The sequence below is a fragment of the Pseudomonas sp. FME51 genome, from assembly GCF_014897305.1.
In genome coordinates, this window is the sequence record NZ_JABUYN010000010.1 from 122,831 (window position 1) to 144,706 (window position 21,876).

General features: G+C 61.3%; 23 protein-coding genes. 1 reads left to right on the forward strand and 22 read right to left on the reverse strand.

Features of this window, described 5'->3' with window-relative positions; genetic code table 11:
• Positions 1-104: 104 nt before the first annotated feature.
• The 19 genes from INT39_RS16955 to INT39_RS17045 form a co-directional block, all read right to left on the reverse strand.
• Positions 105-326, reverse strand: a complete 222-nt coding sequence (locus INT39_RS16955) for a DUF2274 domain-containing protein (protein ID WP_193075176.1) — start codon at positions 324-326, stop codon at positions 105-107.
• Positions 323-1,618, reverse strand: coding sequence for a TrbI/VirB10 family protein (locus tag INT39_RS16960; RefSeq protein ID WP_193075177.1), 1,296 nt, complete (start codon positions 1,616-1,618; stop codon positions 323-325). Before INT39_RS16960 ends, INT39_RS16955 begins: the two co-directional genes overlap by 4 nt.
• 2 nt (positions 1,619-1,620) lie before the next feature.
• Positions 1,621-2,613, reverse strand: a complete 993-nt coding sequence (gene trbG, locus INT39_RS16965) for a P-type conjugative transfer protein TrbG (RefSeq protein ID WP_193075178.1) — start codon at positions 2,611-2,613, stop codon at positions 1,621-1,623.
• Positions 2,610-3,314, reverse strand: a complete 705-nt coding sequence (trbF, locus tag INT39_RS16970) for a conjugal transfer protein TrbF (protein ID WP_193075179.1) — start codon at positions 3,312-3,314, stop codon at positions 2,610-2,612. The genes trbG and trbF overlap by 4 nt, the downstream gene beginning before the upstream one ends.
• Positions 3,315-3,346: 32 nt before the next feature.
• Positions 3,347-4,654: a P-type conjugative transfer protein TrbL gene (gene trbL / locus INT39_RS16975; protein WP_193075180.1), complete on the reverse strand. Its 1,308-nt coding sequence runs from the start codon at positions 4,652-4,654 to the stop codon at positions 3,347-3,349.
• Positions 4,651-4,941, reverse strand: coding sequence for an NlpC/P60 family N-terminal domain-containing protein (locus INT39_RS16980; RefSeq protein ID WP_193075181.1), 291 nt, complete (start codon positions 4,939-4,941; stop codon positions 4,651-4,653). Before INT39_RS16980 ends, trbL begins: the two co-directional genes overlap by 4 nt.
• Before the next feature lie 11 nt (positions 4,942-4,952).
• Entirely contained in the window at positions 4,953-5,690 is a 738-nt protein-coding gene (trbJ, locus tag INT39_RS16985) for a P-type conjugative transfer protein TrbJ (RefSeq protein ID WP_193075182.1), read from the reverse strand.
• Positions 5,687-8,146 (reverse strand): conjugal transfer protein TrbE, encoded by a 2,460-nt coding sequence (gene trbE / locus INT39_RS16990; protein ID WP_193075183.1) that lies wholly within the window; start codon positions 8,144-8,146, stop codon positions 5,687-5,689. Before trbE ends, trbJ begins: the two co-directional genes overlap by 4 nt.
• Positions 8,147-8,156: 10 nt before the next feature.
• Positions 8,157-8,429, reverse strand: coding sequence for a VirB3 family type IV secretion system protein (locus INT39_RS16995; protein WP_023106719.1), 273 nt, complete (start codon positions 8,427-8,429; stop codon positions 8,157-8,159).
• Positions 8,426-8,803 (reverse strand): TrbC/VirB2 family protein, encoded by a 378-nt coding sequence (locus INT39_RS17000; RefSeq protein WP_193075184.1) that lies wholly within the window; start codon positions 8,801-8,803, stop codon positions 8,426-8,428. Before INT39_RS17000 ends, INT39_RS16995 begins: the two co-directional genes overlap by 4 nt.
• The gene (trbB, locus tag INT39_RS17005; protein ID WP_193075185.1) at positions 8,800-9,855 is read right to left on the reverse strand and encodes a P-type conjugative transfer ATPase TrbB; all 1,056 of its coding nucleotides are present in this window, start codon (positions 9,853-9,855) and stop codon (positions 8,800-8,802) included. The genes INT39_RS17000 and trbB overlap by 4 nt, the downstream gene beginning before the upstream one ends.
• Positions 9,852-10,316: a ribbon-helix-helix protein, CopG family gene (locus tag INT39_RS17010; RefSeq protein ID WP_193075186.1), complete on the reverse strand. Its 465-nt coding sequence runs from the start codon at positions 10,314-10,316 to the stop codon at positions 9,852-9,854. The genes trbB and INT39_RS17010 overlap by 4 nt, the downstream gene beginning before the upstream one ends.
• Positions 10,313-12,310, reverse strand: coding sequence for a conjugal transfer protein TraG (locus INT39_RS17015; protein ID WP_193075187.1), 1,998 nt, complete (start codon positions 12,308-12,310; stop codon positions 10,313-10,315). The genes INT39_RS17010 and INT39_RS17015 overlap by 4 nt, the downstream gene beginning before the upstream one ends.
• 233 nt (positions 12,311-12,543) lie before the next feature.
• Entirely contained in the window at positions 12,544-12,807 is a 264-nt protein-coding gene (locus INT39_RS17020; protein WP_193075188.1) for an EexN family lipoprotein, read from the reverse strand.
• Positions 12,804-13,748, reverse strand: a complete 945-nt coding sequence (locus tag INT39_RS17025; RefSeq protein ID WP_193075189.1) for a LysR family transcriptional regulator — start codon at positions 13,746-13,748, stop codon at positions 12,804-12,806. Before INT39_RS17025 ends, INT39_RS17020 begins: the two co-directional genes overlap by 4 nt.
• A gap of 140 nt (positions 13,749-13,888) precedes the next feature.
• Positions 13,889-14,260, reverse strand: a complete 372-nt coding sequence (locus INT39_RS17030) for a hypothetical protein (RefSeq protein ID WP_193075190.1) — start codon at positions 14,258-14,260, stop codon at positions 13,889-13,891.
• The gene (locus INT39_RS17035; protein ID WP_193075191.1) at positions 14,257-15,099 is read right to left on the reverse strand and encodes a DUF3325 domain-containing protein; all 843 of its coding nucleotides are present in this window, start codon (positions 15,097-15,099) and stop codon (positions 14,257-14,259) included. The genes INT39_RS17030 and INT39_RS17035 overlap by 4 nt, the downstream gene beginning before the upstream one ends.
• Complete coding sequence (locus INT39_RS17040; protein WP_193075192.1) at positions 15,096-15,398, reverse strand: iron transporter; 303 nt, start codon at positions 15,396-15,398, stop codon at positions 15,096-15,098. Before INT39_RS17040 ends, INT39_RS17035 begins: the two co-directional genes overlap by 4 nt.
• Positions 15,398-17,029: a PepSY-associated TM helix domain-containing protein gene (locus INT39_RS17045; protein WP_193075193.1), complete on the reverse strand. Its 1,632-nt coding sequence runs from the start codon at positions 17,027-17,029 to the stop codon at positions 15,398-15,400. Before INT39_RS17045 ends, INT39_RS17040 begins: the two co-directional genes overlap by 1 nt.
• A gap of 127 nt (positions 17,030-17,156) precedes the next feature.
• Between INT39_RS17045 and INT39_RS22710 the strand changes: the two genes are divergently transcribed.
• Positions 17,157-17,288 (forward strand): hypothetical protein, encoded by a 132-nt coding sequence (locus INT39_RS22710; RefSeq protein WP_264299113.1) that lies wholly within the window; start codon positions 17,157-17,159, stop codon positions 17,286-17,288.
• A gap of 118 nt (positions 17,289-17,406) precedes the next feature.
• Here INT39_RS22710 and INT39_RS17050 read toward each other — a convergent pair whose 3' ends face one another.
• The 3 genes from INT39_RS17050 to INT39_RS17060 form a co-directional block, all read right to left on the reverse strand.
• A complete protein-coding gene (locus tag INT39_RS17050; RefSeq protein WP_319021378.1) occupies positions 17,407-19,710 on the reverse strand; it encodes a TonB-dependent siderophore receptor in 2,304 nt (767 codons plus the stop codon).
• 431 nt (positions 19,711-20,141) lie between these two features.
• Positions 20,142-21,134 carry a FecR family protein gene (locus tag INT39_RS17055; protein ID WP_193075194.1) on the reverse strand — a complete coding sequence of 331 codons (993 nt, stop codon included), beginning with the start codon at positions 21,132-21,134 and terminating at the stop codon, positions 20,142-20,144.
• A gap of 105 nt (positions 21,135-21,239) precedes the next feature.
• Entirely contained in the window at positions 21,240-21,746 is a 507-nt protein-coding gene (locus INT39_RS17060) for a sigma-70 family RNA polymerase sigma factor (protein WP_193075195.1), read from the reverse strand.
• Positions 21,747-21,876 lie beyond the last annotated feature (130 nt).

Genomic DNA, 21,876 nt, shown 5'->3' on the forward strand with positions numbered 1-21,876 from the left:
TTCCGAACAAGCAAGGCTTCAGAATTCATGTCATGACAATTCTGCATATTTCCTTGCAACTTATAAATACCATTTAATCATTAAAGGTGCCTGTCGCCCTGGAATCAGGAGGTTTTCTTCTTGAATCCTCGATCCCCCGCCATGAACGCGTCCAGCATGTACGGAATCAGCGTCACGACATCGACCACCTCACCGTAGGTCTGCGCATGCAGCGCGGCATAGCGCTCCAAGTCGGCTTTCAGGCTGGCTGGGCATACGAAGGTGAGCTTTGTGACTTCTTGGCGAGGCAAAGGGCCAAGCCGCAATCTTTTGGTCGGTGTGTTCATCGTGATGTGCCTCGATTGAAAAAGAGTGGTTGGTAGGGCCGCAGCACTAAATCCTTGTTGACGATGATCCGCACCGGCAGGCCGGGCCGCTCGGTCAGCGTGGGCTGGATGTTGAGGTTGCGCCGGGTCATCTCCTGCCCGACCTGATTGATGCTGTCCTGCGCACTGTCGCGCCCGGCGATGATGACGCGATCCCCATCTTGGCGGTTCTCCGGCGCGGCTAGTTCTGCACCGACGCCCAGCAAGGTGGTCATGACAGCACCGGCGAAGATGCGGTCCCAGTGCCAATCGACGCCATCCTCCAGACCGGCGTAGCCAGCGGCATCAGTGCCCACTAGGTTGTCGAGCGTGAGCGACGATGTGTCCGGCAGGATGATGCGGTTCCACATCACCTGCACCCGACTCTGGCCGTAGCTCACCTGACTGTTGTACTTGCCCAGGATGCGCGAGCCCTGTGGAATCAGCAGGAACTTGCCGGTGGCTGTGTCGTAGACCGGCTCCGTCACCGTGGCGATCACATCGCCCGGCAGGTCGGATTTGATGCCCGTCACCAGCGCTCCGGCGATCACCGTGCCAGCCATGACCTGATACGGCGAAACTGGCATTTGCAGATTCCCGGAATTACGCGTTTGCGTAGAGCCGCCAGCGAGGAAGGTTTCTTTCTGGTCTTGCCGGTTTTGCACGGCGGTCGGATCGACCGGCTGGGCTGCCGTCGATGCGGGGCCAGCCGCCAGCGGGTCGAAGGCTGCATTGGCAGCAAAGCCCGACGCGGCCTCGACCTGCGACTGTGCCACCGGCGCGGCTGTTTGCGTACCCGTGCGGAAGAACACCGACGAAGCCGCTGCTTCCTCGGCCTCCTTCAAGCGCGCCAGGCGTTCCGCCTCGGCCGGGTCGTGGCCGGGTGGCGCATAGCCAGCCATCGCCGGCTGCTGCGAGTTCACGATGGCCGGCCCCAAGTCGCCCGGCAGCGGTGGACCCAGTTCAGGCACACTGGATGGCGAGGTCGGCGGCAGCTTGGAATAATCGGAGGGTAGCTGGTCGAGTCCTTCGGAACGTGACACGCGATCCACGTTATAAAGCTCGGTGGATTCGTTGGCCCCACGCCGCTGCGGTTGCAGCGACCACATCAGTGCCCCCAGTATGGCGACCGATAAGCCGCCGCAAAGCGCGGCGAGCATGCGCCGGTTCAAGCGCGTCACCGAACGCGGCTGAGCACGCAGCGCTACGGTGTCCGGGGCCGCCTTGGGTGGCACGTCCGGCACCGAAACATCAGCGGGGTTGTCCTGGCTCATGGTCAGTTCCTCCGCGCTACGCCATCCGTGCGCTCGATACGCACCACGTCGCCCTTGTCGGCCCCCAGACGCAATTCAGCCGCGCCGAACAGCCGATCCACGATGTAGTACGGCGAGCGGAAGCGGTAGTTCACCAGTTGGCCATCGCCCTGCGCACCGATCACAAACAGCGGCGGCAGCTCGCCCTGGGCGATACCACCCGGAAACTGGATATAGACCTTCTCACCATCGTCAAACGCCCGTACCGGTTTCCAGGGCGGATTGCTGCCGCTGATCGCGTAGCGGAAGCGAATACTCTCCAGCGACAGGCCTGTATCGACCGGCGCGGTTGCCTGCGCGGCCTGCGCTTGGCGCTGCAAGGCCAGCATGCGATCCTTAGGGTAGTCCCAAGACACCGACGCCATCCACGCTTTTTCAGTCGAGGTCAGCTCAATCAGGTACGTCCTGCGGCTGGTGGTGATAACCAGATTGGTCTTGAGCCCCGAGCGGATGGGTTTCACCAGCACATTGACGCGCAGATCGGCTCCGCTGCCGCTGGACGTGTCGCCCACGATCCAGCGCACGGTGTCGCCAGCCGCCACCGTCACCAGTTCCTCGCCCGGCTGTAATGAAACCACCGTCACGCGGCCCGGACTGGCATAGACCTGATAAAGCGCGCCATCGGTGAATGGCCAGACCTGAATCGCATTGATGTAACCCTCGCGGGTGGGTGCAATGCGCGCTTCCTGATTGGCACGCGAGACGCGCACCTTTTCGTCTGCCGGCTCCGGCACTGGCTTGGGTTCCCCCTGTTCCGGTAGCGGTTTCAACTGCGCGGGTAATGCCAGCGGTTGTGGCACCGCGACCACCTCGATGGGGCTGGGTGGTTCGGGCAGCATCTGGGCCGCGACGGGTTCATCGAGCGTGATACGCGGCGCTGGCTTGCCCTGCGTAGCGCAACCCGCCAGGGCCAGCAAGATCAGCGGCAAGGTGCATTTACTGAAATCCACATTCATGGCTTTACTCCTTCAGAAGAATCCAGTTCACGGCTCCACGCCAGGCCATTGACGTAGATGCCCAGCGGGTTGCGGCGCAGGCGTTCTTCGCTGCGCGGGGCTTGCAGGACGATGGACACCACGGCGGTCCAGCGCTCCAGCCCGGCAGCCGCGCCATTGGCGTAGCGGCGTTCCGTCCAGCGCACGTTGAATGAGGTGTCGCTGGCGCGGACCACGCTGGTGATCTGCACCGTCACCGATTCCCTGCCGATGCGGGCGAACGGGTCGTTGGTGCGCGCGTAGTCGTTGAGCACCGCCGCGCCCTTGTCGGTGGTGTAGTCATAGGCATCGAGCCAGTTCTGTCGCACCACGATGGGGTCGATGGACAGCGAGCGCACCAGACCAATAAAGCGCGCGAGATGGTGCGCGGTCTGCGCATCGTTGGGTTTGTACGGTGTCGCCGCTTCCCCCACGGTACGCACTTGGCCAGCCTGATCCACTTCGATGACGTAGGGCGTGACGATGGACTGCGCCGAACGCCAGACCAGGCCGCCCGCCATCAACAGCGCGAGCACCAGACAACCGAAAGCCATCAGCCGCCAGTTCTTCGCCTGTACGCGGGCCGAGCCGATGCGCTCGTCCCAGACCTGGGCGGCGGATTGGTACGGGGTGGCAGGTTGCGGTGTATCCGCGTAACGCACCTGCGGTCGTTTGAATCGCATGGCTGTTCTCCTTGAGGGTCAGATATCGAAGGTCATGAATCGGAATCGCGCAGACTCGGGCCTGAACCCGAGCCGCCACCATCGCCACCGCGCAGCGTGTGTGCGGCTGTCGTGGCGGCTTGGCTGATCTGTTGGCGACGATGTAAGCGCTTGGCCCAAGCGGGTTGTGCCTGTTTGGTGGATGCGCCTTCACCGTCCTGTGCGGCAGAACCGCTACCAGCCGCTGGACCGGCCCCGGCAGCAACCTTCTGCCCAGCCGCCTGTGCGCCGGTCTTGGCAACATTGCCCACGCCTGCGGCTGCGCCTTTGAAGCCGCCTCCGGCACCTGCTGAACCAGCCTGGAATGCGGATTTAGCGCTGCTGGCCGTGGAGGCCATCGAGCGCGCCCCGCCAGCCGCCATGCGGGCCGCGCCAGGAGCCATCCTCGCTCCAGCGGCTACCGCCGCGCCGACACCCGTAGCCGCAGCGCCAATCGCAACGGCAGTCCCAGCGGTCGCCACAGCCGCTCCGGCCATGGCACCTGCACCAAGCTGCGGTCCGCCAGAGATCAGTCCTGTGGCAATGCCCGGCCCGAAGATCCCCAGCGCGAGCATCGCTAGCGAAGCCAGCATGACCACCAGCGCATGGTCGATGGAGGGCTCATCTGGCACGGTCTGAAATTCCGCAAACAGGCCCGAACCGATGCCGACGATTACCGCCAGCACCAACACCTTGACGCCCGAGGACACGACGTTGCCCAGCACCTTTTCAGCGAGAAACGACGTCTTGTTCCACAGGGCAAACGGCACCAGTACGAAACCGGCGAGCGTGGTCAGCTTGAACTCGATCAGCGTGATAAAAAGCTGCACCGCCAACACGAAGAAGCACAGGATCACTACCAGCCAGGCCAGGAACAGGACGACGATGGGATCGAGGTTTACGAACACTTCGGGAAAGCCCGCCAGATCGCCGATCTGCTCCAGAATGGGTGCGCCTGCATCAATGCCGACCTTCGCCAATCGGCCTGGCTGCAAGAAGTTCTCCATGCTCAGTGTCGAGCCGGTGGCCACCAAGCCCAGACCGGCAAATGACCGGAACACGATGCCTGCCAGCCAATTGAAGTTGCCGATGATGTAGGCGAAGGCACCGACATAGAGCACCTTGCGGATCAGCTTGGCGAGCACGTCGTCCCCCTGACCGGTAGCGTGGCTCATCGCCCAGTACAGCCCAGCGATGGTCATGTCGATGACGATCAACGTGGCGGTCAGAAACGCGACTTCGCCTTGAAGCAGGCCAAAGCCGGAGTCGATGTAGAGCGAGAACGTATCGAGAAAGCGGTCAATCACCGTTACGTCCTTCATGGCATGTCCTCCCCGACAGGCTCATCGAAGCTCGATGGAATCGGCGGCAGCTCGGTCAGCGTGTGGTACTCATTCGGCCCGGTCTGGCCGGCGAAGAAGCGCCGTCGGAAGGCTTCGGCAGCGGCCTGGCAAGCGGTTTCACCCACGGCCTGTCGATCCGTCGCGCACTGCGCACGCAGTGCTGTGAGCCGCACCGGGTCGGCGGCGAGCGTGTCGGCCAGATCCTGGGGCGGCTGCTGGCTGCACGCCGACAGCATCAAGATCAGCAGGATGGGAGTGCATCGCATGGCCGCCTCCGTCAGTTGCCGTAGAACTGCACGGGATGTGGCGTGTACGGCGTGCCGCCACCCATGAAGCGCCGGCGTACCTCACGGGCACGCTCGGTTGCCGCCGCCTGCCGCGCCAACTCCAGTGAGGCCGCGCGGTCTTGGGTGATCTGGAGTTGCTGCGCCTGGATGGACTGTTTCGCCTGCAAGGCCAGGAGCTGGTTGGTCGCCTGCATGGCTTGCAGCGCGCCAGTTGCGGATTGGCTCTGGCTGACCAGATCGGTCAAGGCGTTTTCGTCCTGCGCCAGGTTCTGCGATACCTGCGCCTGCATGCGCATCGCGGTGTGCAGGCCGTCGAGCGTGTTCTTCCAACGCTCGCGGGCATCGTGGGCCATCTGGTCGCCGCTGACGGTGGTGGCATACTGCTCGGGATAGAGTCGCGCAAACTCCCTATCCATATTCGTCACGTCATAGGCCAGTCCTTGCGCTTCGGCAATGAGCCGTTCGGTGGTGGCCAACGTCGAGCGCAGGCGGTTGACGATATTGAAGTCCAGAGTGGTCAGGTTGCGCGCCTGATTCATCAGCATCTGCGCTTCGTTCTGGAGCTGGTTGATCTGGTTATTGATCTGCTCCAACGTGCGCACGGCGGTCAACGTGTTCTGCACAAAGTTCGATGGGTCGAACACGGTGAGGGCCGTCGCGGGCTGCACGATCAGCAGCGAGCCAGCCAGTGCAACGGCGAGCGAAACGGAAAGCACAGGGGTTTTCATGGCAGGTTCTCCTGTGGGTGGGAAAGGAAGGAGGAAGTGGTCGGCGTGAAGCCTGGGAACGCGAGCAGCAGGTCAGCCGCCCAGTCCAGGCCGCGATGCCGTAGCCAAGCACCCGCGAAGCCGGGAATGCCGGCGTCCGCCAGCACGCGGTCGATGTCGTGCTGGTCTTGCGGCTTGGCAGCACCGGTAAAGGCCAACGTGGCTGGTCCCAGGTCCAAGTCGAACAGGCGATTACCCAGTCGCGACTGGTAGTAGTAGTCGCGCTTGGGCACAGCTTCGGCGACGATGCGGATCTGGCGGCTGTTCAAACCGAAGCTCTGGTAGATCGAACGGATCTGCGGTTCGGTGGCTTGCGGGTTAGGCAGGAAAATGCGGCTGGCGCAGCTCTCCACGATGGCCGGGGCAATGCTGGAGTTCTGGATATCGGCCAGGCTCTGTGTGGCGAAGATCACACTGACGTTTTTCTTGCGCAGGGTTTTCAGCCACTGGCGGATGCGCGCCGCAAACACGGGGTCATCCAAAAACAGCCACGCCTCATCCAGGATCAGCAGTGTGGGCGCACCATCAAAGCGTTCATCAAAACGCGCGAACAGATAGCCCAACACGGCCAGCACCGCCGCCTTGCTGTGCATCAGCTCTTCCATCTCAAAGCACTGCACGGAACCGGAACCCAGCCGATCCGAGTCTGCGTCGAGCAGCTTGCCGTGGGCACCACCCAGCACATAGGGCGCAAGTGCCTGGCGCAGCGCATTGGATTGCAGCAGCACCGACAGCCCGGTGAGCGTGCGCTGTTCCACCGGCGCACCGGCGAGGCTGCCCAACGCCGACCAGATGGCCGCTTTCTCATCCGGGCCGATAGCCACGCCTTCATGCAGCAACCGACCTTCGACCCATTCAGCGGCCCAGGTGCGATAGCCCTCCTGGTCGATGCGAGCCAGCGGCTGAAAGGCGACCTCACCGTCATTGCCCAGGTCGTAATGCTCGCCGCCCAGTCCCAGAATGGTGGCACGCATCGAGCGGCCCATGTCGAAGGCGAAGATGCGCGAGCCGGGGTAGCGACGGAACTGCAAAGCCAGCGTCGCCAGCAATACCGACTTACCCATGCCGGTCGGGCCGACCACCAACGTATGGCCCACGTCGCCGATGTGCGTGACCAGCCGGAACGGCGTCGCGCCGTCGGTGCGGGTCACGATCAAGGGCGGCCCATCGAGATGAGCATTGCGCTCGGGGCCGGCCCACACCGCCGACACCGGCATCAGGTGGGCCAAGTTCAACGTCGAGATAATGGGCTGTCGCACGTTGGCGTAGGCATTGCCGGGAATTGACGACAACCAGGCATCGACGGCATTGAGCGTCTCGGGAATCGTGACGAAGCCCCGGCCCTGGATCACGCGCTCGATCATGCGCAGCTTCTCGTCGGCACGGGCCGCATCGTCGTCGAGCACCGTCACCGTCGCCGTGACATAACCAAAAGCCACCTGATCGCTGCCCAGCTCTTGCAAGGCGGCATCCGCATCAGCCGCCTTGTTATTGGCATCGGTATCGACCAGCGGGCTTTCCTGCTGGAAGATGGTTTCACGCAGCAAGGCGATGACATTCTTGCGCTTGGCGAACCACTGGCGGCGCAGGCGTCCCAGCTCTTTCTCAGCCTCGGCCTTGTCCATGCACAGAAACCGTGTGCTCCAGCGGTAAGCGAAACCAAGGCGGTTCAGGTCGTCCAGCAGTCCTGGCCAGGTCGAGGTCGGAAAGCCGCGCACGGATACCACGCGCAAATGCTGGTCGCCCAGCATGGGCGTCAGGCCGCCGACCAGCGCGCAGTCAGCCAGCAGCGCATCGAGATGAAACGGCACTTCTGGCACGCCAACACGGTAGCGTCGTGTCGAGACGGTCGCGTGCAGATAGGTCAGCGTCTGGCAGTCGTCCAGCCAGTCAACCTCCGGCATCACGCCGTCGAGTAGATCGAATACCCGATCCGTTTCCGCGACAAAGGCGTCCAGCCGACCGCGCCAGTCCACGCCCCTTGTGGGCGTGTTCTCGTACAGCAGCTTGGCCGCCCGTGCGCGGGATTCCTCGGGCGGCAGGTACACCCATGTCAGGTGGTAGCCGCTCTCGAAATGGCTACCCGATTCCTCGAAGGTGGCGCGGCGTTCCTCGTCCACCAGCCAGGACAGTGGCTCAGGGAAGTCCGAGTGTGGATAGTCCGCGGCAGCGCGTCGTTCGGCTTCCACGAACAAGGCCCAGCCAGAACCCAGGCGGCGTAGCGCGTTATTGAGTCGCGCCGACGTGGCAATCAGTTCGCCCTGCGTGGCGCTGTCCAGGTCTGGCCCGCGAAAACGGGCCGTGCGTTGGAACGATCCATCCTTGTTCAAGACGATGCCCGGCGCGACCAGCCCGACCCATGGCAGCCAGTCGGCCAGTAGCGCGGGACGCTGGCGGTATTCGGCGAGATTCAGCATGGCATTCCCCTCACACGTCCAGCAGCGGTTTGTGCTTGATGTGCCGGGCGAACACGGCCATGAACTGTGGATCGAGCCGTGCGCCCCAGACCGCCAGCGAATGGCCGACGATCCACAGCACCAGTCCGGGAATCCACAGTTGCAGGCCCAGCCCGACGGCGGCGGCCAGCGTGCCGTTGGCGATCGCCACAGTGCGCGGCGCGCCACCCATCAAAATCGGCTCGGTCAGCGAGCGATGCAGCGGCACTTCAAAGCCGGCAGCAAATTCCTCGGGCGTATTCATACGATGGCCCCGCCGGAGAAGCTGAAGAACGACAGGAAGAACGAGGAGGCGGCAAACGCAATCGACAGGCCGAAGACGATCTGGATCAGCTTGCGAAAGCCGCCGCTGGTGTCGCCGAAGGCCAGTGCCAGACCCGTGGCGATAATGATGATGACCGCGACGATGCGTGCTACCGGCCCCTGGATGGAGTCGAGGATGGATTGCAGCGGCCCTTCCCAGGGCATGCTGGAACCGGCGGCGTGCGCCGTGCCGACCAATAGCAACATCAAAGCGGCCAGCAGCAGACCGCGCTTCGCAGGGCGGGCCAGGCGGCGCACCCGTGCAGTGTTGAAAATCGGATTGACGGAAAGACGGAAAGCATCAACGTGCGTCATGGCAGTTCTCCAGAGTGGTGGGGAGTTGAGGTGGGAAGATCTGAAACAGGCAGTAGCTCGGGAAACGACGCTTCCAGCGCATCCGCCAGGCGATAGCCCGCACCGTCGAAGCCAACGACACGGGCGATGGTGTCGATGCGGCGCTTGCGGCCGCGTCCCGCGATGTAGACGACGACATTCACTGCCTCGGCGATCAGCGCACGCGGCGGGTTCACGGCGACTTCGAGAATCAGTTGCTCCAGGCGCAGCAACGCGCCCAGCGCGGAACTGGCGTGGATGGTGGCAATCCCACCAGGGTGGCCGGTGCCCCAGACCTTGATAAGGTCCAACGCCTCCCCGCCGCGCACCTCGCCGACGACTACCCGATCCGGGCGCAGGCGCATCGTGGCGCGCACGAGTTCCTGCATGGTCACGACCCCGGCACGGGTGCGCAGCGGCACATGGTCGCGCGCCGTGCATTGCAGCTCGATGGTGTCTTCGAGTACCAATACGCGGTCGCCCGTGGCGGCGATCTCGGCCAGCAAGGCATTGGCAAGCGTGGTCTTGCCGGTGCTGGTGCCACCGGCAATCAGGATGTTCTGCCGCTCGTGCACGGCGCGCACCAGAAAGTCCGCGTGCGCGGAGGTCATCATCCCGTCGGTGACGTAGCGCTCCAGCGCAATCACGCCCACAGCACGCTTGCGCAACGCGAAGGCCGGCCCCGGCGCGGCCGGTGGCAAGATGCCCTCGAAGCGTTCGCCGGTTTCCGGTAGCTCGGCGCTCAGCAGTGGCTGGCCGCGATGCACTTCCGCGCCGACGTGGGCGGCTACCAGCCGGATGATGCGTTCGCCATCGGCGTCGGACAGTTCCACGCCCAGCGGAGCACGGCCCGACGACAGACGATCCACCCAGAGCGTGCGGTCGGGATTGAGCATGATTTCCACCACGTCCGGGTCTTCCAGCGCGGCGGCGATCAGCGGCCCCATCGCCGTGCGCAGCATCTGAATGCGGCGATCCAGCGACGTCGCAGCGGATGAGCGCGGCTCGGGCGGCAACTGCGGCACGGCACTCATGAGCTACGCTCCCTGGCTTCAGCTGACAGTGCGGCGTCATCCATACGCATCGGATCGGGGTGTAGCTCCTCGATCACGTCACGCACCAGACTGCGGCCGCGCAGCAGGTGGCGGCCAAGTTGTTCGACGAACTGCTCGAAGCGCGCCTTGCCGTGGGCGCGGGCCGCATCCTGGTGGGCTTCTGGCACCGGCGTGCTGACGGTCAGGAAATAGCGGATGAACAGCGCCAGGGTTTCGATCTGGATGTTCTGGTCGCGCTCCAGGCGCTCGGTCTGGCGCGACAGGCGATCCAGCCGCTTGGCGATGGCCGCCTCGCGCTGGTCGCCCGCGTCAGGGGACAGCCAGGACGCCAAGGCGGCGGCGACGATGGACGACTTGGATACGCCTTTCTTGGCGGCCAGTTCGTCCAGTCGCTTGGCGTGCTCGGGCTGGATAAAGAGGTTCAATCGGTATTGGCTCATAACTGGATTCCGTCGTCAGGATCGAGGGATGCCAGCCGCGCCGTGCGTTGCAGGGTCGGATCGAGCTGGCTGGGAAAAAGGGGCGGCACGTCGTCGTCATCGAGCAGAGACAGGTCGCTGGTCGGGTATTCCGGCTCGGGACCGTAGGTAGCGACGTCAGACAGTTCGGGCTGCTGGCGCGGGCCGCCATCGTCGGCGCTGCCCACGCCATCGGCGGATGCGGTCGCCGCTGCGGCAAGTACGGTGGGAATCGCCAATCCGCTCCAGTCGTCGAGGCGGGCAGGAGGCACATCGGCATAGCCACCGTCAGCGAGCATCGGCGGTGGCAGTACCCGCTGCTTGAAATTGGCGTCCAGGTAATAGCGCAGCTTTTTGGCCTTGATCGGCGCATGGCCCGACACCATCACCACCGACTCATCCGTGGGCAGTTGCATCACTTCGCCAGGTGTGAGCAGCGGCCGCGCCGTTTCCTGGCGCGATACCATCAGATGGCCCAACCACGGCGCGAGCCGGTGGCCGGCATAGTTGCGTTGCGCGCGCAGTTCGGTGGCCGTGCCCAGCGTCTCGGAGATGCGTTTGGCGGTACGCTCATCGTTCGTGGCGAAGGTCACGCGCACATGGCAGTTGTCCAGAATCGAATGGTTCTGGCCGTAGGCCTTGTCGATCTGGTTGAGCGACTGCGAAATCAGGAAGGCGCGCAGGCCATAGCCCGCCATGAAGGCCAGGGCCGACTCGAAGAAGTCGAGGCGCCCGAGCGCCGGAAACTCGTCGAGCATCAGCAGCAGCTTGTGCTTGCGTTCCACGCCATCGCTGCCGTCCAGCGATTCGGTGAGCCGTCGCCCGATCTGATTCAATATCAGGCGAATTAGCGGCTTGGTGCGGCTGATGTCCGAGGGCGGCACCACCAGGTACAGCGACACTGGGTGCTCAGAAGAAATCAGATCAGCAATGCGCCAATCGCAGCGCGAGGTGACTTCGGCCACCGTGGGGTCGCGGTACAAGCCGAGAAACGACATGGCCGTGGACAAAACACCCGAGCGCTCGTTATCGCTCTTGTTGAGCACTTCGCGCGCGGCCGATGCGACAACAGGATGAATGCTCTCGCCCAAATGGCGGGTGGTCATCATCCGGTGCAACGTCAGCTCGAACGGACACGCCGGGTCGGACAGAAAGTTGGCGACGCCGCGCAGCGTCTTGTCTTCGCTCGCATAGAGCACATGCAAGATGGCACCGACCAGTAGCGCGTGCGAAGTCTTCTCCCAGTGATTGCGCTTCTCCAGTGCGCCTTCGGGATCGACCAGGATGTCGGCGATGTTCTGCACGTCGCGCACTTCATGCGTGCCACGTCGCACTTCCAGCAAAGGGTTGTAGGCGGCGGACTGGGGATCGGTGGGGTTGAACAGCAGGCAGTGCGAGAAACGCGAGCGCCAGCCGGCAGTGATGGCCCAGTTCTCGCCCTTGATGTCGTGGATGACGGCAGACGCGGGCCAGCTCAACAAGGTAGGCACCACCAGCCCGACACCTTTGCCCGAGCGCGTGGGCGCGAAGGACAGGATGTGTTCTGGGCCTTCGTGACGCAGGTACTGATCGTCATGCAGGCCGAGGAAGACGCCTGCCGGATTGGTCAACCCGGCCTTGCGGATTTCAGCGGCATCAGCCCAGCGGGCGGAGCCGTAGGTCGTGACCAGTTTGGACTGGCGCGAACGCCACACGGACATGGCGATGGCGACCACCACGGCCACCAGACCGCTGCCGCCCGCGATGGCACCCCCGATGTCAAACACCTGCGACGCATAGGCATCGAAGAAGAACCACCACTCGAACAACTTCCAGGGGTGATAAATCGGTGTGCCGAAGAAATCAAACCAGGGCGGGCCCAGGCGTAGCTGATAACCCAGGGCGGCGGCTGTCCATTGTGTGGCACCCCACACACCGGCGATCACGATGCCGAATACCACGGCGATCTGTCCGAACAGCACGTTCGTCCCTTGCATTCCCGGCCTCCGATTTCTCCTGCGCTGATTCCCCGTGAAAAGGCGGCACATGGACGTGCCTGTCATGGGAGGATCGGTGCCGGGCCAGTGCCGGTCAAAGACCGTTATCGGAACCAAGGTGATGCAAAAAGTATCGTTTCAGGCGGGGGCGAGCACGACAAAAACGCCGCTAGCGCGGGCGCGCTGCGGCGTGTCAGCAGAGAAAAGATGAATTTGTGGCGATTGGCCGACGATCAGAATGTTGGCGGCGTTTCCGGCGGTGTATAGGGCACGTTGCCGTCACCGAAGAAGCGCCGGTTTGTCGCCTCGGCCACGCGGTTGCACAGCACATCGCCCAGTCGTGGCCGGTCGGTCTTGCACTGCTCGCGCAGCTCCCTCAATCGCTCGGGATCGGCGGCCAGTTCCTCCACGGTAGGCACATCGGCCTGTCCGGGTGTCTCCGATTGGCCGCAGGCTGTCAGCGCCGCGACCAGCAGCAACGGGATGATCTGTTTCATGGTTCGATATCCTCCTGTGGGTCAGGTTCGGGCGATAGCGTGGGCCTGGCCCCCTCGGGCGATTCGATGGCCTGTACCCGCTCAATAAAACGAGCCAGCACTTCCGAGGTCTCAGCTTCCCGGTGCAGCAAATACGTCGTCAGCATCGGCGAACGTCCCGCTAGCGGCCGGGCTACCACTCCGGATTCGCGGCTAGCCGTGACGTGCGGCGCGCCGGCCAGGCCAAGGGCGAAACCCGCCGAGACCAACGCCATCATCAGATCGCAGGAGGCCACTCGCTCGGCGATCAGGGGTTCCCGCTCCGCTCGACGTAACACCCGCTCGATCTGGCGCGCATGGCCTTCGCATACCTCTGGGTCGCACAGCACCAGCGGATAGCGCAGCACTTCGTCCAACGGAATACGTTTGTGCTTGAGTAGGGGGTGTCGTGCGGGAACCGCCACCATCAACGGATCGTTCCAGATCGCTATGGCAGTCAAGCCGTCTCCGACTTCATTGGACTGTGCAAAGCCCACGTCGTATAGATCGTCACGCAGGCCCTTGAGTTGCTGCGACAGTGGCACTTCGAAAAATCTCAGGTCAACCTCTGGCTCCTCTTGCCGGCAAAGCGCCAGCAAGGTCGGCAGACGCGAGGGTGTGATGCCATCGGACAGCGCGATGCGCAACTGACCGTGAAAACCGTTTGCCGCCGCCTTAACGCTGTCCCGTGCTTGCTGCAGGGCGATAAAAACGCGCGGCACATGCTCCAGAAGCAGCTTGCCCGCGCGGGTCAATCGCGTGCTGCGACTGGTACGGACGAACAATTGCTCGCCCAGCTTTTCTTCCAATTCCTTAATAGTGCGCGACAGCGGCGATTGCTCGATGTGCAAGCGCTCGGCGGCGCGGGCGAAATGGAGCTCTTCAGCCACTGCCAAGAAACAGCGTAGATGTCGCAGTTCCATTCACCGCACTCCCTTTCAATGCCGGCCACCGGCCAAGCAAACCACTGTCCGGCTGGCGGGCCTGCACCGCCGCGGGTAGATACCGATGGCGAACAGGATCATGGCGGTGTGATCTTCGTGATGACGATAGCCAACGGAATTCACTGCGTAGACGCAGCGGCAAACAACTGCCCGTCGATCCCGTCGATATCCTTCCAGTCCACTTCAAACACATGGCCGGGTCCGGCATCCATCAGCAAGTAAAACGGCTGGGCGGGCAGCGCGAAGCGAAACACCCCTTTAACGTCGGATCTGCCCGATGACAGCAAGCTGTTGTCGTATGAGTACAACCCCATCAGGATATCCGCGGCAAGGGAGTCATCGTCGTAGCGGGTCTGGCATTCGACCCAGTTGTCGGCCTGCACCGAGCAGCGCGACACCGGCACATGCGCCCAGGCAACAGCGCTGGACAGTACCGCGCCCAACAGGGTGAAACCCATAATCAATGTGTTCATGGCTGTTAATTTTCTCATGACTGCTTCCTTATGAATTCGGCCATGGCCGGTGAAACCTGCTCGATATCCAGACACTGCTGGAATACCTCACCTTGTTTGCTGACCACCGTGAGCCACAAGCCATCCTCCAGGATGACTTTGGGTGGTATGGGCAGTTCGATATAGCGCTGCTGGTTACCCAGGAAACTCATACCGGCGGAACGCAGGGTGCGCGGTTCGCGGACTTTCAGGTAGGCGATGCGGATTTCCGCATTGCAACTGTCGCAAAAGCGGATCAGGAACTCCTTGATGCCCAGCTGCAAAGCTTCCACCTCGGGCGCCTCGGTGTTGATCTCGACCAGCGTATAGTCCCAAGGGCCAATGCGGCCATGGTAGGCATCTTCGCGCAGCAGCGGTTTTACTGGCGTCTGCAGGTACTGCCAGGCCACCACTGCCAGCAGCAATACCATGCAGCCGGCAATGGCCGCCTGCCGCCAGGATTGCCTGCTCGGGGCACTATCTCTTTCCACGGAGTTGCCCGTCTCCTCTGTCTTGTCTGTCCGCGCTGATTTGGTAGCCCTGCGGGCAGGCCGTTTTACCACTTTGCCTTGCAGTGGCCAGTAGGGCAGAGAAAAAACCAGTGCCACACCCGCCAGCGACAGCCAGCCCAACCAGACCACCAACCCCACATCAAAGGCCCACTGCCTGACGGCAATCAACGAGGCAAGCAGCAGGGCAAGCCAGCCGGCACCGCGTAAAAAATGCTTCTGGTAGCTGCCCAGGGTGGCTTGGGTGACAAAGCCAAAATGTTTGGGCATGGCCAACATCAGGCAGATAAAACCGGCCAGGCTGAGAACAGCAACATACACCTGCGTCATACACTCGCCTCCGGTAACAGAATCCGGACCAGCAGGCCGAACACCGCACTGCCGATCACCAGCACAAGCCATAACGTGCGCAGGCTCTTGACGCTGAATACCCACAGGATGAGTGCCGCATAAATGGCAAAACTCAGCATGATGGAGGACAACACCGCCTGGGCTTGCGGTATCGGCCAGAGCAATGCCAGAACAATGCCAATGAGTGACGTCAGTCCGTAACAGGCCAGCGCCGCCAGCACCCGCGATGCCACCTGTAAGCGGTAATGGATGGACAGGGAAGCGGTTGCGCGTGCCATTACACCGCCTCCTGTGTTGTCAGCGCCGCCGGCGCAGCGCGTTTGTCGTTGGCCGCTGCGGCAGGCCAGTGCTTGCCAACCTGCACAGCAATCACGGCAAAGGCCGCGGCCAGGCCCAGCATCACCAGATCAAACCCGGCCAGCACCCAGTCACCCGCTGGCAAAGTCACGCCCAGGTGTTTGTTGGTGGTCAACACGTTGATCACCGGCACCAGCGCATAGGCCAGCGCGGCAAACCACGACAGCTCCAGCCAGGTTTTGCGGGTGTCGTTACGGAACCAGGCATACAGCAGCGCCTGACCCCAGACCAGAAATATTGCATTGGCTTCCCAAGCCGCGCGATCCGCCATATCCACCGGCAGCAGGCGGTTGGCCCAGAAATAGAACGCCACACCCGCCGACATGCCCATCAAGGTGCTGACATTCAGCGCGTCTACAAGGCGCAACCCGAAACCAGGACTGGCGGCCTTTTTACGGCGCTTCGAGGCCCACAGCACCAGCCCGGTGCCGATCATCGCGCAACCCAGTAGCCCGGAGACAAAATACAGCCAGCGCAGACCAATGCCGGCAAACACCCCTTCATGCAGATCAAAGAAAATGCCCTGGGTCTTCAGCGTGGCAGAGCGCTCCTTCTCCGGCTCATCGTCCAGCAAGGCACCGGTATGGGCATGGAAGGTCAGTTTTTCACTGGGCACCGAGCCCAGACTGGCTGGCCGCAGACGATGAATCTCGACCCGGGGTTCGTCACCCGCATCGTGTTGGATCAATACCGAGGTGACATTGTCCGAGCCCCAGCGTGCTTCCGCCTGGGCCAGCATCGCGGCGACAGATGCCTGTGGGCGCTCCACCGGCAGATGCTCGTGCTCTTCACGGTCAAACAGCGCATCGAAATAGCGGGTGCTGGCCAGTGGGTCAGTGCCGTAGACGGCATCCTTTACTGCCGGTATGTAGGTGGTAGTAAAAAACAGAAAACCGCTGTAGGTGATCATCAGAAAAAACGGCAAGGCCATCACACTGATGACGTTATGGGCATCCAGCCAGCTGCGCTGGGTTTTGTTGGGGCGAAAGGTGAAGAAGTCCTTGAAGATCTTCTTGTGCACAATCACCCCGCTGATGATCGCCACCAGCATCAGCATGGTGCAGATGCCCACCAGGCGGTAGGCCAGGAGTCTGTCCATATAGTGCAGCGCGTAGTGCATCCGATACAGCAGCCGGCCACCGCCGGTGTCACGCGCCTCGACCGGCTGCACAAAAGCGCCGGCCTGTGGGTCCAGGGTTTCATTGCCGGCAATTCCCCTTTCGTGGCCCTCTTCGGGCAGATCGCTCCAGCTGATGGAGAAATCCCGGGACTCGCCCCGGTAGGGTTGCGGGTCGTGGGGGAAGGTAATGCCCCAATGCTCGGCATTCTGCGCCACCTTACCCAGGCGGTTCATTGCCAGATTGGCCATATGCGCCTTGTCGCCGACCACCACCGCTTGCTGTAGCGGCCGCTCTGGTTGCATCCAGCGGGTAATCTCGCTCTGGAAATAGCCCGCGGTGCCGGTGACAAAAATAAAGAACAGCACCCAGGCGGCAGTCAAGCCGACCCAGGTATGCAGCCAGGCCATGCTCTGGCGGAATCCTTCTTTCATGATCTGTGGTTTGCAACCTCTTATTCGTTGGTGGGTAGCGGCCAGGCGATAGCCCATTAGCCTCTTCTAACCGAGGCGATTTCCGCCTCTACCCTATTAATCAATCGAGCAGGCCAAAAGCGGAACCATGGATGAAGACATCAGTCCGCTCAGCCTCCACTATCAAGAGCGGGTGGTGTCCGGCGACCGCTCTCTGAACAAGAACCCTATCGCGGCGCTGTCCCGATGCTTCCAGATCGATCCGGGGCCATTCCTTTAAGATGGCCATTAACACTGGCGGGAGAAAATATCGCGCCCCAGTTTCGCCATAGCCGGGGCGCGGCTTGATGGATTCAGCCCCCCATGACAGGCGGTTGGTAATAGAAGTCATCCGAAGATTAATAGGTATATTTGAGCGAAACCATGAAGTTTCGCGGCGGGCCGTAAGCTCCTGCTCCGTTACTGATGTATGCAACATATTCTTTGTCGAACAGGTTGTTGATGTTGGCTGATACCGATAGATTATGATTGATGTCATAACGTGCCATCAAACTTGCCAAGGCGTAACTGTCTACATCTCCTAGGCCCCCCAGTGAAGTTCCTACGTCCTTACGCCCGGACATCCAGTCGACCCCGCCGCCTACGGTTATCTCGCTCAAGGCTCCAGGTAAACGATACGTGGAGAATGCCTTTACAATGTGCTGAGGAACAGCAAAGTTGATGCGGTCATCATTTTGATCTCTGGTTTCGTTATAGCTATATCCCGCACCAAGCTGCCAACCTTCTGCTAACTCCCCATTGATCTCTATTTCCACGCCCTCAGTTTCGGCACCATCTACTGTGTCATAAACTGTCCTGCCGTTGATTACTGACCATACGGCTTTGTTATCAAGGTCTGTCTTATATAACGATAGGCTGGCATTCAGACGACCTTCGTGGAAGCTGGCTTTTACACCAGTTTCATAGCTGACGCCCTCTTCCGGCGCAAGCGGTTGGTTATTGATGTCTCTGAACCTGTCTTGATGGGGATTGAAAATTTTAGTGTAGCTGGCATAGATAGACCAGTTCCTATTAAGATCATGAACAAGGCCGGCATAAGGCACAAACAACCCGCTTTTTCTCAGTTTATTTTTGGTGCTGCTACCTGTCGAATAAGTGACGGAGCCAGTCTCTCTCTTCCAGTCAGTCACGCGACCGCCGAGCAGAAGATTGGTCGCATCGCTAAGATGAAAACGTGCACTCACATAGGCGCTATGCTGCGTTTCATCCGTCTTACTTTCGCCTGTATTGGTTATCTGATCCGGTTTGGGCAGTGTATTAGGGAGATCAAAGAAGTTAGGAATAAAATAGCTACCATCTCCACTCGAATACCTTACGCTGTAATTGGGTGCTTTTCTTTGCAGATCGGATAGAGTAACGCCTCCAATAAACTCATGTTCACGGCCAAAAAGCGAAAATGGTCCAGTCAAATAGGCATCAAATGTTGTTTCATCATTAGTTGGCTTGTAACGAAGCAGGTTTCTTACAGTGGCGCCACCATCCGGGCTGACGCCTATCGTATTCAAGCCACCGTATAGAGAGCTCGATTCATGCTCCGTGTAGTTGAGTTCAGCTTTACCGCTCCAGCCGGAACTGAACTGATGCTCAACCGAGGCGAAGACATTGTTCAACTCATGATCGTAGTAGGTCCATGAAGGCCTATCAATGTCTGAATGGCTGAGAGGGATTCGCTGCCCATTAGAATAGAAAAACGGAGAGGCGGTGCTTGGGGCTTCTGTATCACGGGTGGTATGGCTGAAACCCGCCGTCAACAAAGTGTTATCGCTGAGGTCGATCTCGCCGATGCCGTACAATGTGTAATAATCCTGTTCGTAGTTGTCGGTCCAATTTCCTTGACGTTTATACTCGGCGACCACGCGGCCCCGGATATTACCGCTTTCAGTCAGTGGGCCGGAAACATCCACGCCGCTGCCGTAACGATCCCAGTTACCTGCCTCCGCACTGAGCTTGACCTGGGGTGCGTAGGTGGGGCGTTTGCGAACCATATTGACGGTCGCGGAGGGTGTGCCCAGGCTATTCATCAAGCCGGTGGCGCCGCGGACAATCTCGACACGGTCGTAGATCGCGGTGCTCTGTAGGTAGTTCTGCAAGGAACCGGAAGTTTGTACCCCATCGATTTGAAAGCTGTTGACATTGGTGCCACGTGCAAAGATCGCGGGAGTATCAGTTCCATAACCGGAGGCATGTAGGACGAAGACCCCGGTGGTTGCTGCCAAAACTTCCTCCAGGCTCTTCAGTCGCTGATCATCTATGCGTTGCCGTGTCATGACGGTAATTGATTGCGGGGTTTCTCGCTGCGAGAGGTTGAGGCGTGTGGCACTACTTGTTGAATAGGTGGTATAGGAACCGGTGCCCTCGGTAGTAGAGCCAATTGCCTTACCGGAGATCACAACCGGTGACAACATGATAGGGCCACCCTCTGCCGGCCGTGACAGCGTGACGTTATTTCCATCCCTGGCATAGTGAATGCCGGTTCCCTTCAGCAACTGCCGCAACGCCTGCTCGGGCCCCAAACTTCCCGACAACGGAGCGGCATTCAGCCCCGCCGCCACACCCGGAGCAAAGAAGATCTGCAATGAGGTCTGCTCCCCCAATTGCAGCAATGCCTCACCAAGAGGTTGGGCGGGAATGCTGATGCTCACCGGTGTTTCCTGTGCCGAGGATACGGCCGGGGCCAGGCCGAGGGCCAATGCGATGGCCAGGCTCAAAACGCTCAACCTGGCCCGCAAGGCGTGTGGATGTGTCCGTTTGGTGGTGGATATTGTGTTGGCAGTGTTCACGATGTGGCGTCTTCCAGTAAAAAAACCTTGCGCACAGCGGTGCGCATCAACTCTTTGGCCGCGTCAATCCGGTGGCCAAAGCTTCTTCCAGGGCGCGTTGGTGTAGAAAAGCGTCCCCTTCCTCTATCTAGACGCACGAGCCTCACCATCACCGGAATGAAAATCACTATTAATTGAATTTTTTGCGAGGCTCGCGGTAGGCCAGCCGAAAACACCAGTCAATACAGGTGGATCGGCACCTGCCGACGTGACAAAACAACAGGAAAAAGAAGGTAACGGCGGAAAGCCAGGGCTTAACGCGCCAAAATCCTCGCTTGCCCATCGGGCAAGTGGACAACACGCACGGGAGCAATGGCGGGCAGCGCGTCGATCATGGCCTCGGGATCGTCCACGCTGAACACCCCGGATATGTGGTACTGGCCGAGGTGGGCGGCTTCGAGCTGGGCGGGCCGCGCCAGGTAGCGGTTCATCTCATTGATGACATGCGCCAGCGGCTCGTTGTTGAAGATCACCCGGCCGCGCTGCCAGGCGGCGATGGCACTGACGTCGGCGTCGCTGACGTCGCCGAGGGGCTGATCCGCATGGGCGACGACTCGCTGCCCCGCTGTGAGGGCGCGCTCGCGGCGATTCCACCAGGGACCGGATCGCACTCGCACCGAGCCGGATTCCACACTGATCCCGACGGCATCGGCATCACGCCGCACATTGAAGCGCGTGCCCGTCACGGTGGCTTGCCCCATGCCTGCATCCACCACAAAGGGGCGATCCGCGTCAGGGCGAACAGCGATAAATATCTCGCCTTGCTGAAGGTCGATCCGCCGCTGATCCTGGTAGAAGCGGACCACGGCCAGGGTGTTTGTGTTGAGATCCAGCGTCGAGCCGTCCGGCAGTGCAATCTGGCGGCGTTCGCCCTTGGTCGTCGCCAGCTCGATGCTCTCCAACGGCTGGTTGAACACCCCGCTCGTACCGACGACATAGGTCACCGCAACCAGGGAGCAGGCAGCCGCCAGGCCCAGGCCGAACTGACGCCGCGACAAGCGGGGTTGCGGCACGGGTTGCGGTGCTTCTTCCATCATGCCGCGCAGGCGCCGTTCCGGTACGGCCCGCGTGGCCTCCCAGAAGTGGTCCAGATTGCGATACTGGCGGTCGTTTTCGGGGTCCGCCGCACGCCAGGCCTCGAACGCCCGCCGATCCTCCTCCGTCGCTTCACCGGATTGCATGCGTGCGAACCAGTGGGCGGCGTCGCGCGGTTGGTCGAGGTTGTCAGAGGCGTTCGAGTGTTTCATCACGCGGGAAGACCGGGAAACAGGGTGAGACTAGGGATCATCATCGGTGCCGTATGGATTTCATGCCCTTTTATACTAGACGCCTGAGCGCGCCAATCACCGGAATCAGTAGGGCGCATAGTGCTGCAACCGTTCGCTGACGTGACGCAAGGCGCGAGTCATGTATTTTTCGACCATGCTGCGCGACAGGCCCATCTCCCGGGCGATTTCGGTATGGGTCCAGCCTTCCAGACGGTGCTTGATATAGACCTGCCGGCATTTGGGCGGCAACTCCTCCAGCGCGGCGGCCAGCGCCTCGGCCAGTTGCTGATATTGGGCGCTGGAATCGGCGCCCGCCGTGGCGGGATGCTCCGCCCCGGCCAATTCATCCAGCGGAGTGATGTCGAGAACTTTACTGTGGCGGTACTGGCTGATTAAACGGTTGGAAGTGCCGCGCGCCATATAGGCGCGGGTATTGTCGATGGTGCCAACGCCATTCTTCAGCATCCCCAGCACGGTGTCGTGCATGGCGTCCTCGCCATCCTCCTTGCCCTGGCCGGCGCTCCGCCACGCGCCGATCAACTCGCTGTAGTGAGCGAGCCAACCTTTTTTGGGCTTGGCGGGGTGGGTCATAACGGGTTCCAGAGAGGGTATGTGGACTCAGCAACCACCCGATAATATCAATCATTCTCATTTAAATAAATACTGTCGGTGCGCCCGCAACGAAATAGCATGATATCGCCCCGGTCCCGGGGACAGACCA

Coding starts and splice junctions, on each gene's coding strand:
- INT39_RS17035 (WP_193075191.1), bottom strand. CDS start 15,099: ATGACGCAGGTGTATGTTGCTGTTCTCAGCCTGGCCGGTTTTATCTGC.
- INT39_RS17040 (WP_193075192.1), bottom strand. CDS start 15,398: ATGGCACGCGCAACCGCTTCCCTGTCCATCCATTACCGCTTACAGGTG.
- INT39_RS17015 (WP_193075187.1), bottom strand. CDS start 12,310: ATGCAAGGGACGAACGTGCTGTTCGGACAGATCGCCGTGGTATTCGGC.
- INT39_RS17000 (WP_193075184.1), bottom strand. CDS start 8,803: ATGACGCACGTTGATGCTTTCCGTCTTTCCGTCAATCCGATTTTCAAC.
- INT39_RS17060 (WP_193075195.1), bottom strand. CDS start 21,746: ATGACCCACCCCGCCAAGCCCAAAAAAGGTTGGCTCGCTCACTACAGC.
- INT39_RS16980 (WP_193075181.1), bottom strand. CDS start 4,941: ATGCGATGCACTCCCATCCTGCTGATCTTGATGCTGTCGGCGTGCAGC.
- INT39_RS16995 (WP_023106719.1), bottom strand. CDS start 8,429: ATGAATACGCCCGAGGAATTTGCTGCCGGCTTTGAAGTGCCGCTGCAT.
- INT39_RS17055 (WP_193075194.1), bottom strand. CDS start 21,134: ATGAAACACTCGAACGCCTCTGACAACCTCGACCAACCGCGCGACGCC.
- trbL (WP_193075180.1), bottom strand. CDS start 4,654: ATGAAGGACGTAACGGTGATTGACCGCTTTCTCGATACGTTCTCGCTC.
- trbF (WP_193075179.1), bottom strand. CDS start 3,314: ATGCGATTCAAACGACCGCAGGTGCGTTACGCGGATACACCGCAACCT.
- INT39_RS17010 (WP_193075186.1), bottom strand. CDS start 10,316: ATGAGCCAATACCGATTGAACCTCTTTATCCAGCCCGAGCACGCCAAG.
- INT39_RS16960 (WP_193075177.1), bottom strand. CDS start 1,618: ATGAGCCAGGACAACCCCGCTGATGTTTCGGTGCCGGACGTGCCACCC.
- trbG (WP_193075178.1), bottom strand. CDS start 2,613: ATGAATGTGGATTTCAGTAAATGCACCTTGCCGCTGATCTTGCTGGCC.
- INT39_RS16955 (WP_193075176.1), bottom strand. CDS start 326: ATGAACACACCGACCAAAAGATTGCGGCTTGGCCCTTTGCCTCGCCAA.
- INT39_RS17045 (WP_193075193.1), bottom strand. CDS start 17,029: ATGAAAGAAGGATTCCGCCAGAGCATGGCCTGGCTGCATACCTGGGTC.
- INT39_RS22710 (WP_264299113.1), top strand. CDS start 17,157: ATGGATGAAGACATCAGTCCGCTCAGCCTCCACTATCAAGAGCGGGTG.
- INT39_RS17030 (WP_193075190.1), bottom strand. CDS start 14,260: ATGAGAAAATTAACAGCCATGAACACATTGATTATGGGTTTCACCCTG.
- trbJ (WP_193075182.1), bottom strand. CDS start 5,690: ATGAAAACCCCTGTGCTTTCCGTTTCGCTCGCCGTTGCACTGGCTGGC.
- INT39_RS17020 (WP_193075188.1), bottom strand. CDS start 12,807: ATGAAACAGATCATCCCGTTGCTGCTGGTCGCGGCGCTGACAGCCTGC.
- trbE (WP_193075183.1), bottom strand. CDS start 8,146: ATGCTGAATCTCGCCGAATACCGCCAGCGTCCCGCGCTACTGGCCGAC.
- trbB (WP_193075185.1), bottom strand. CDS start 9,855: ATGAGTGCCGTGCCGCAGTTGCCGCCCGAGCCGCGCTCATCCGCTGCG.
- INT39_RS17025 (WP_193075189.1), bottom strand. CDS start 13,748: ATGGAACTGCGACATCTACGCTGTTTCTTGGCAGTGGCTGAAGAGCTC.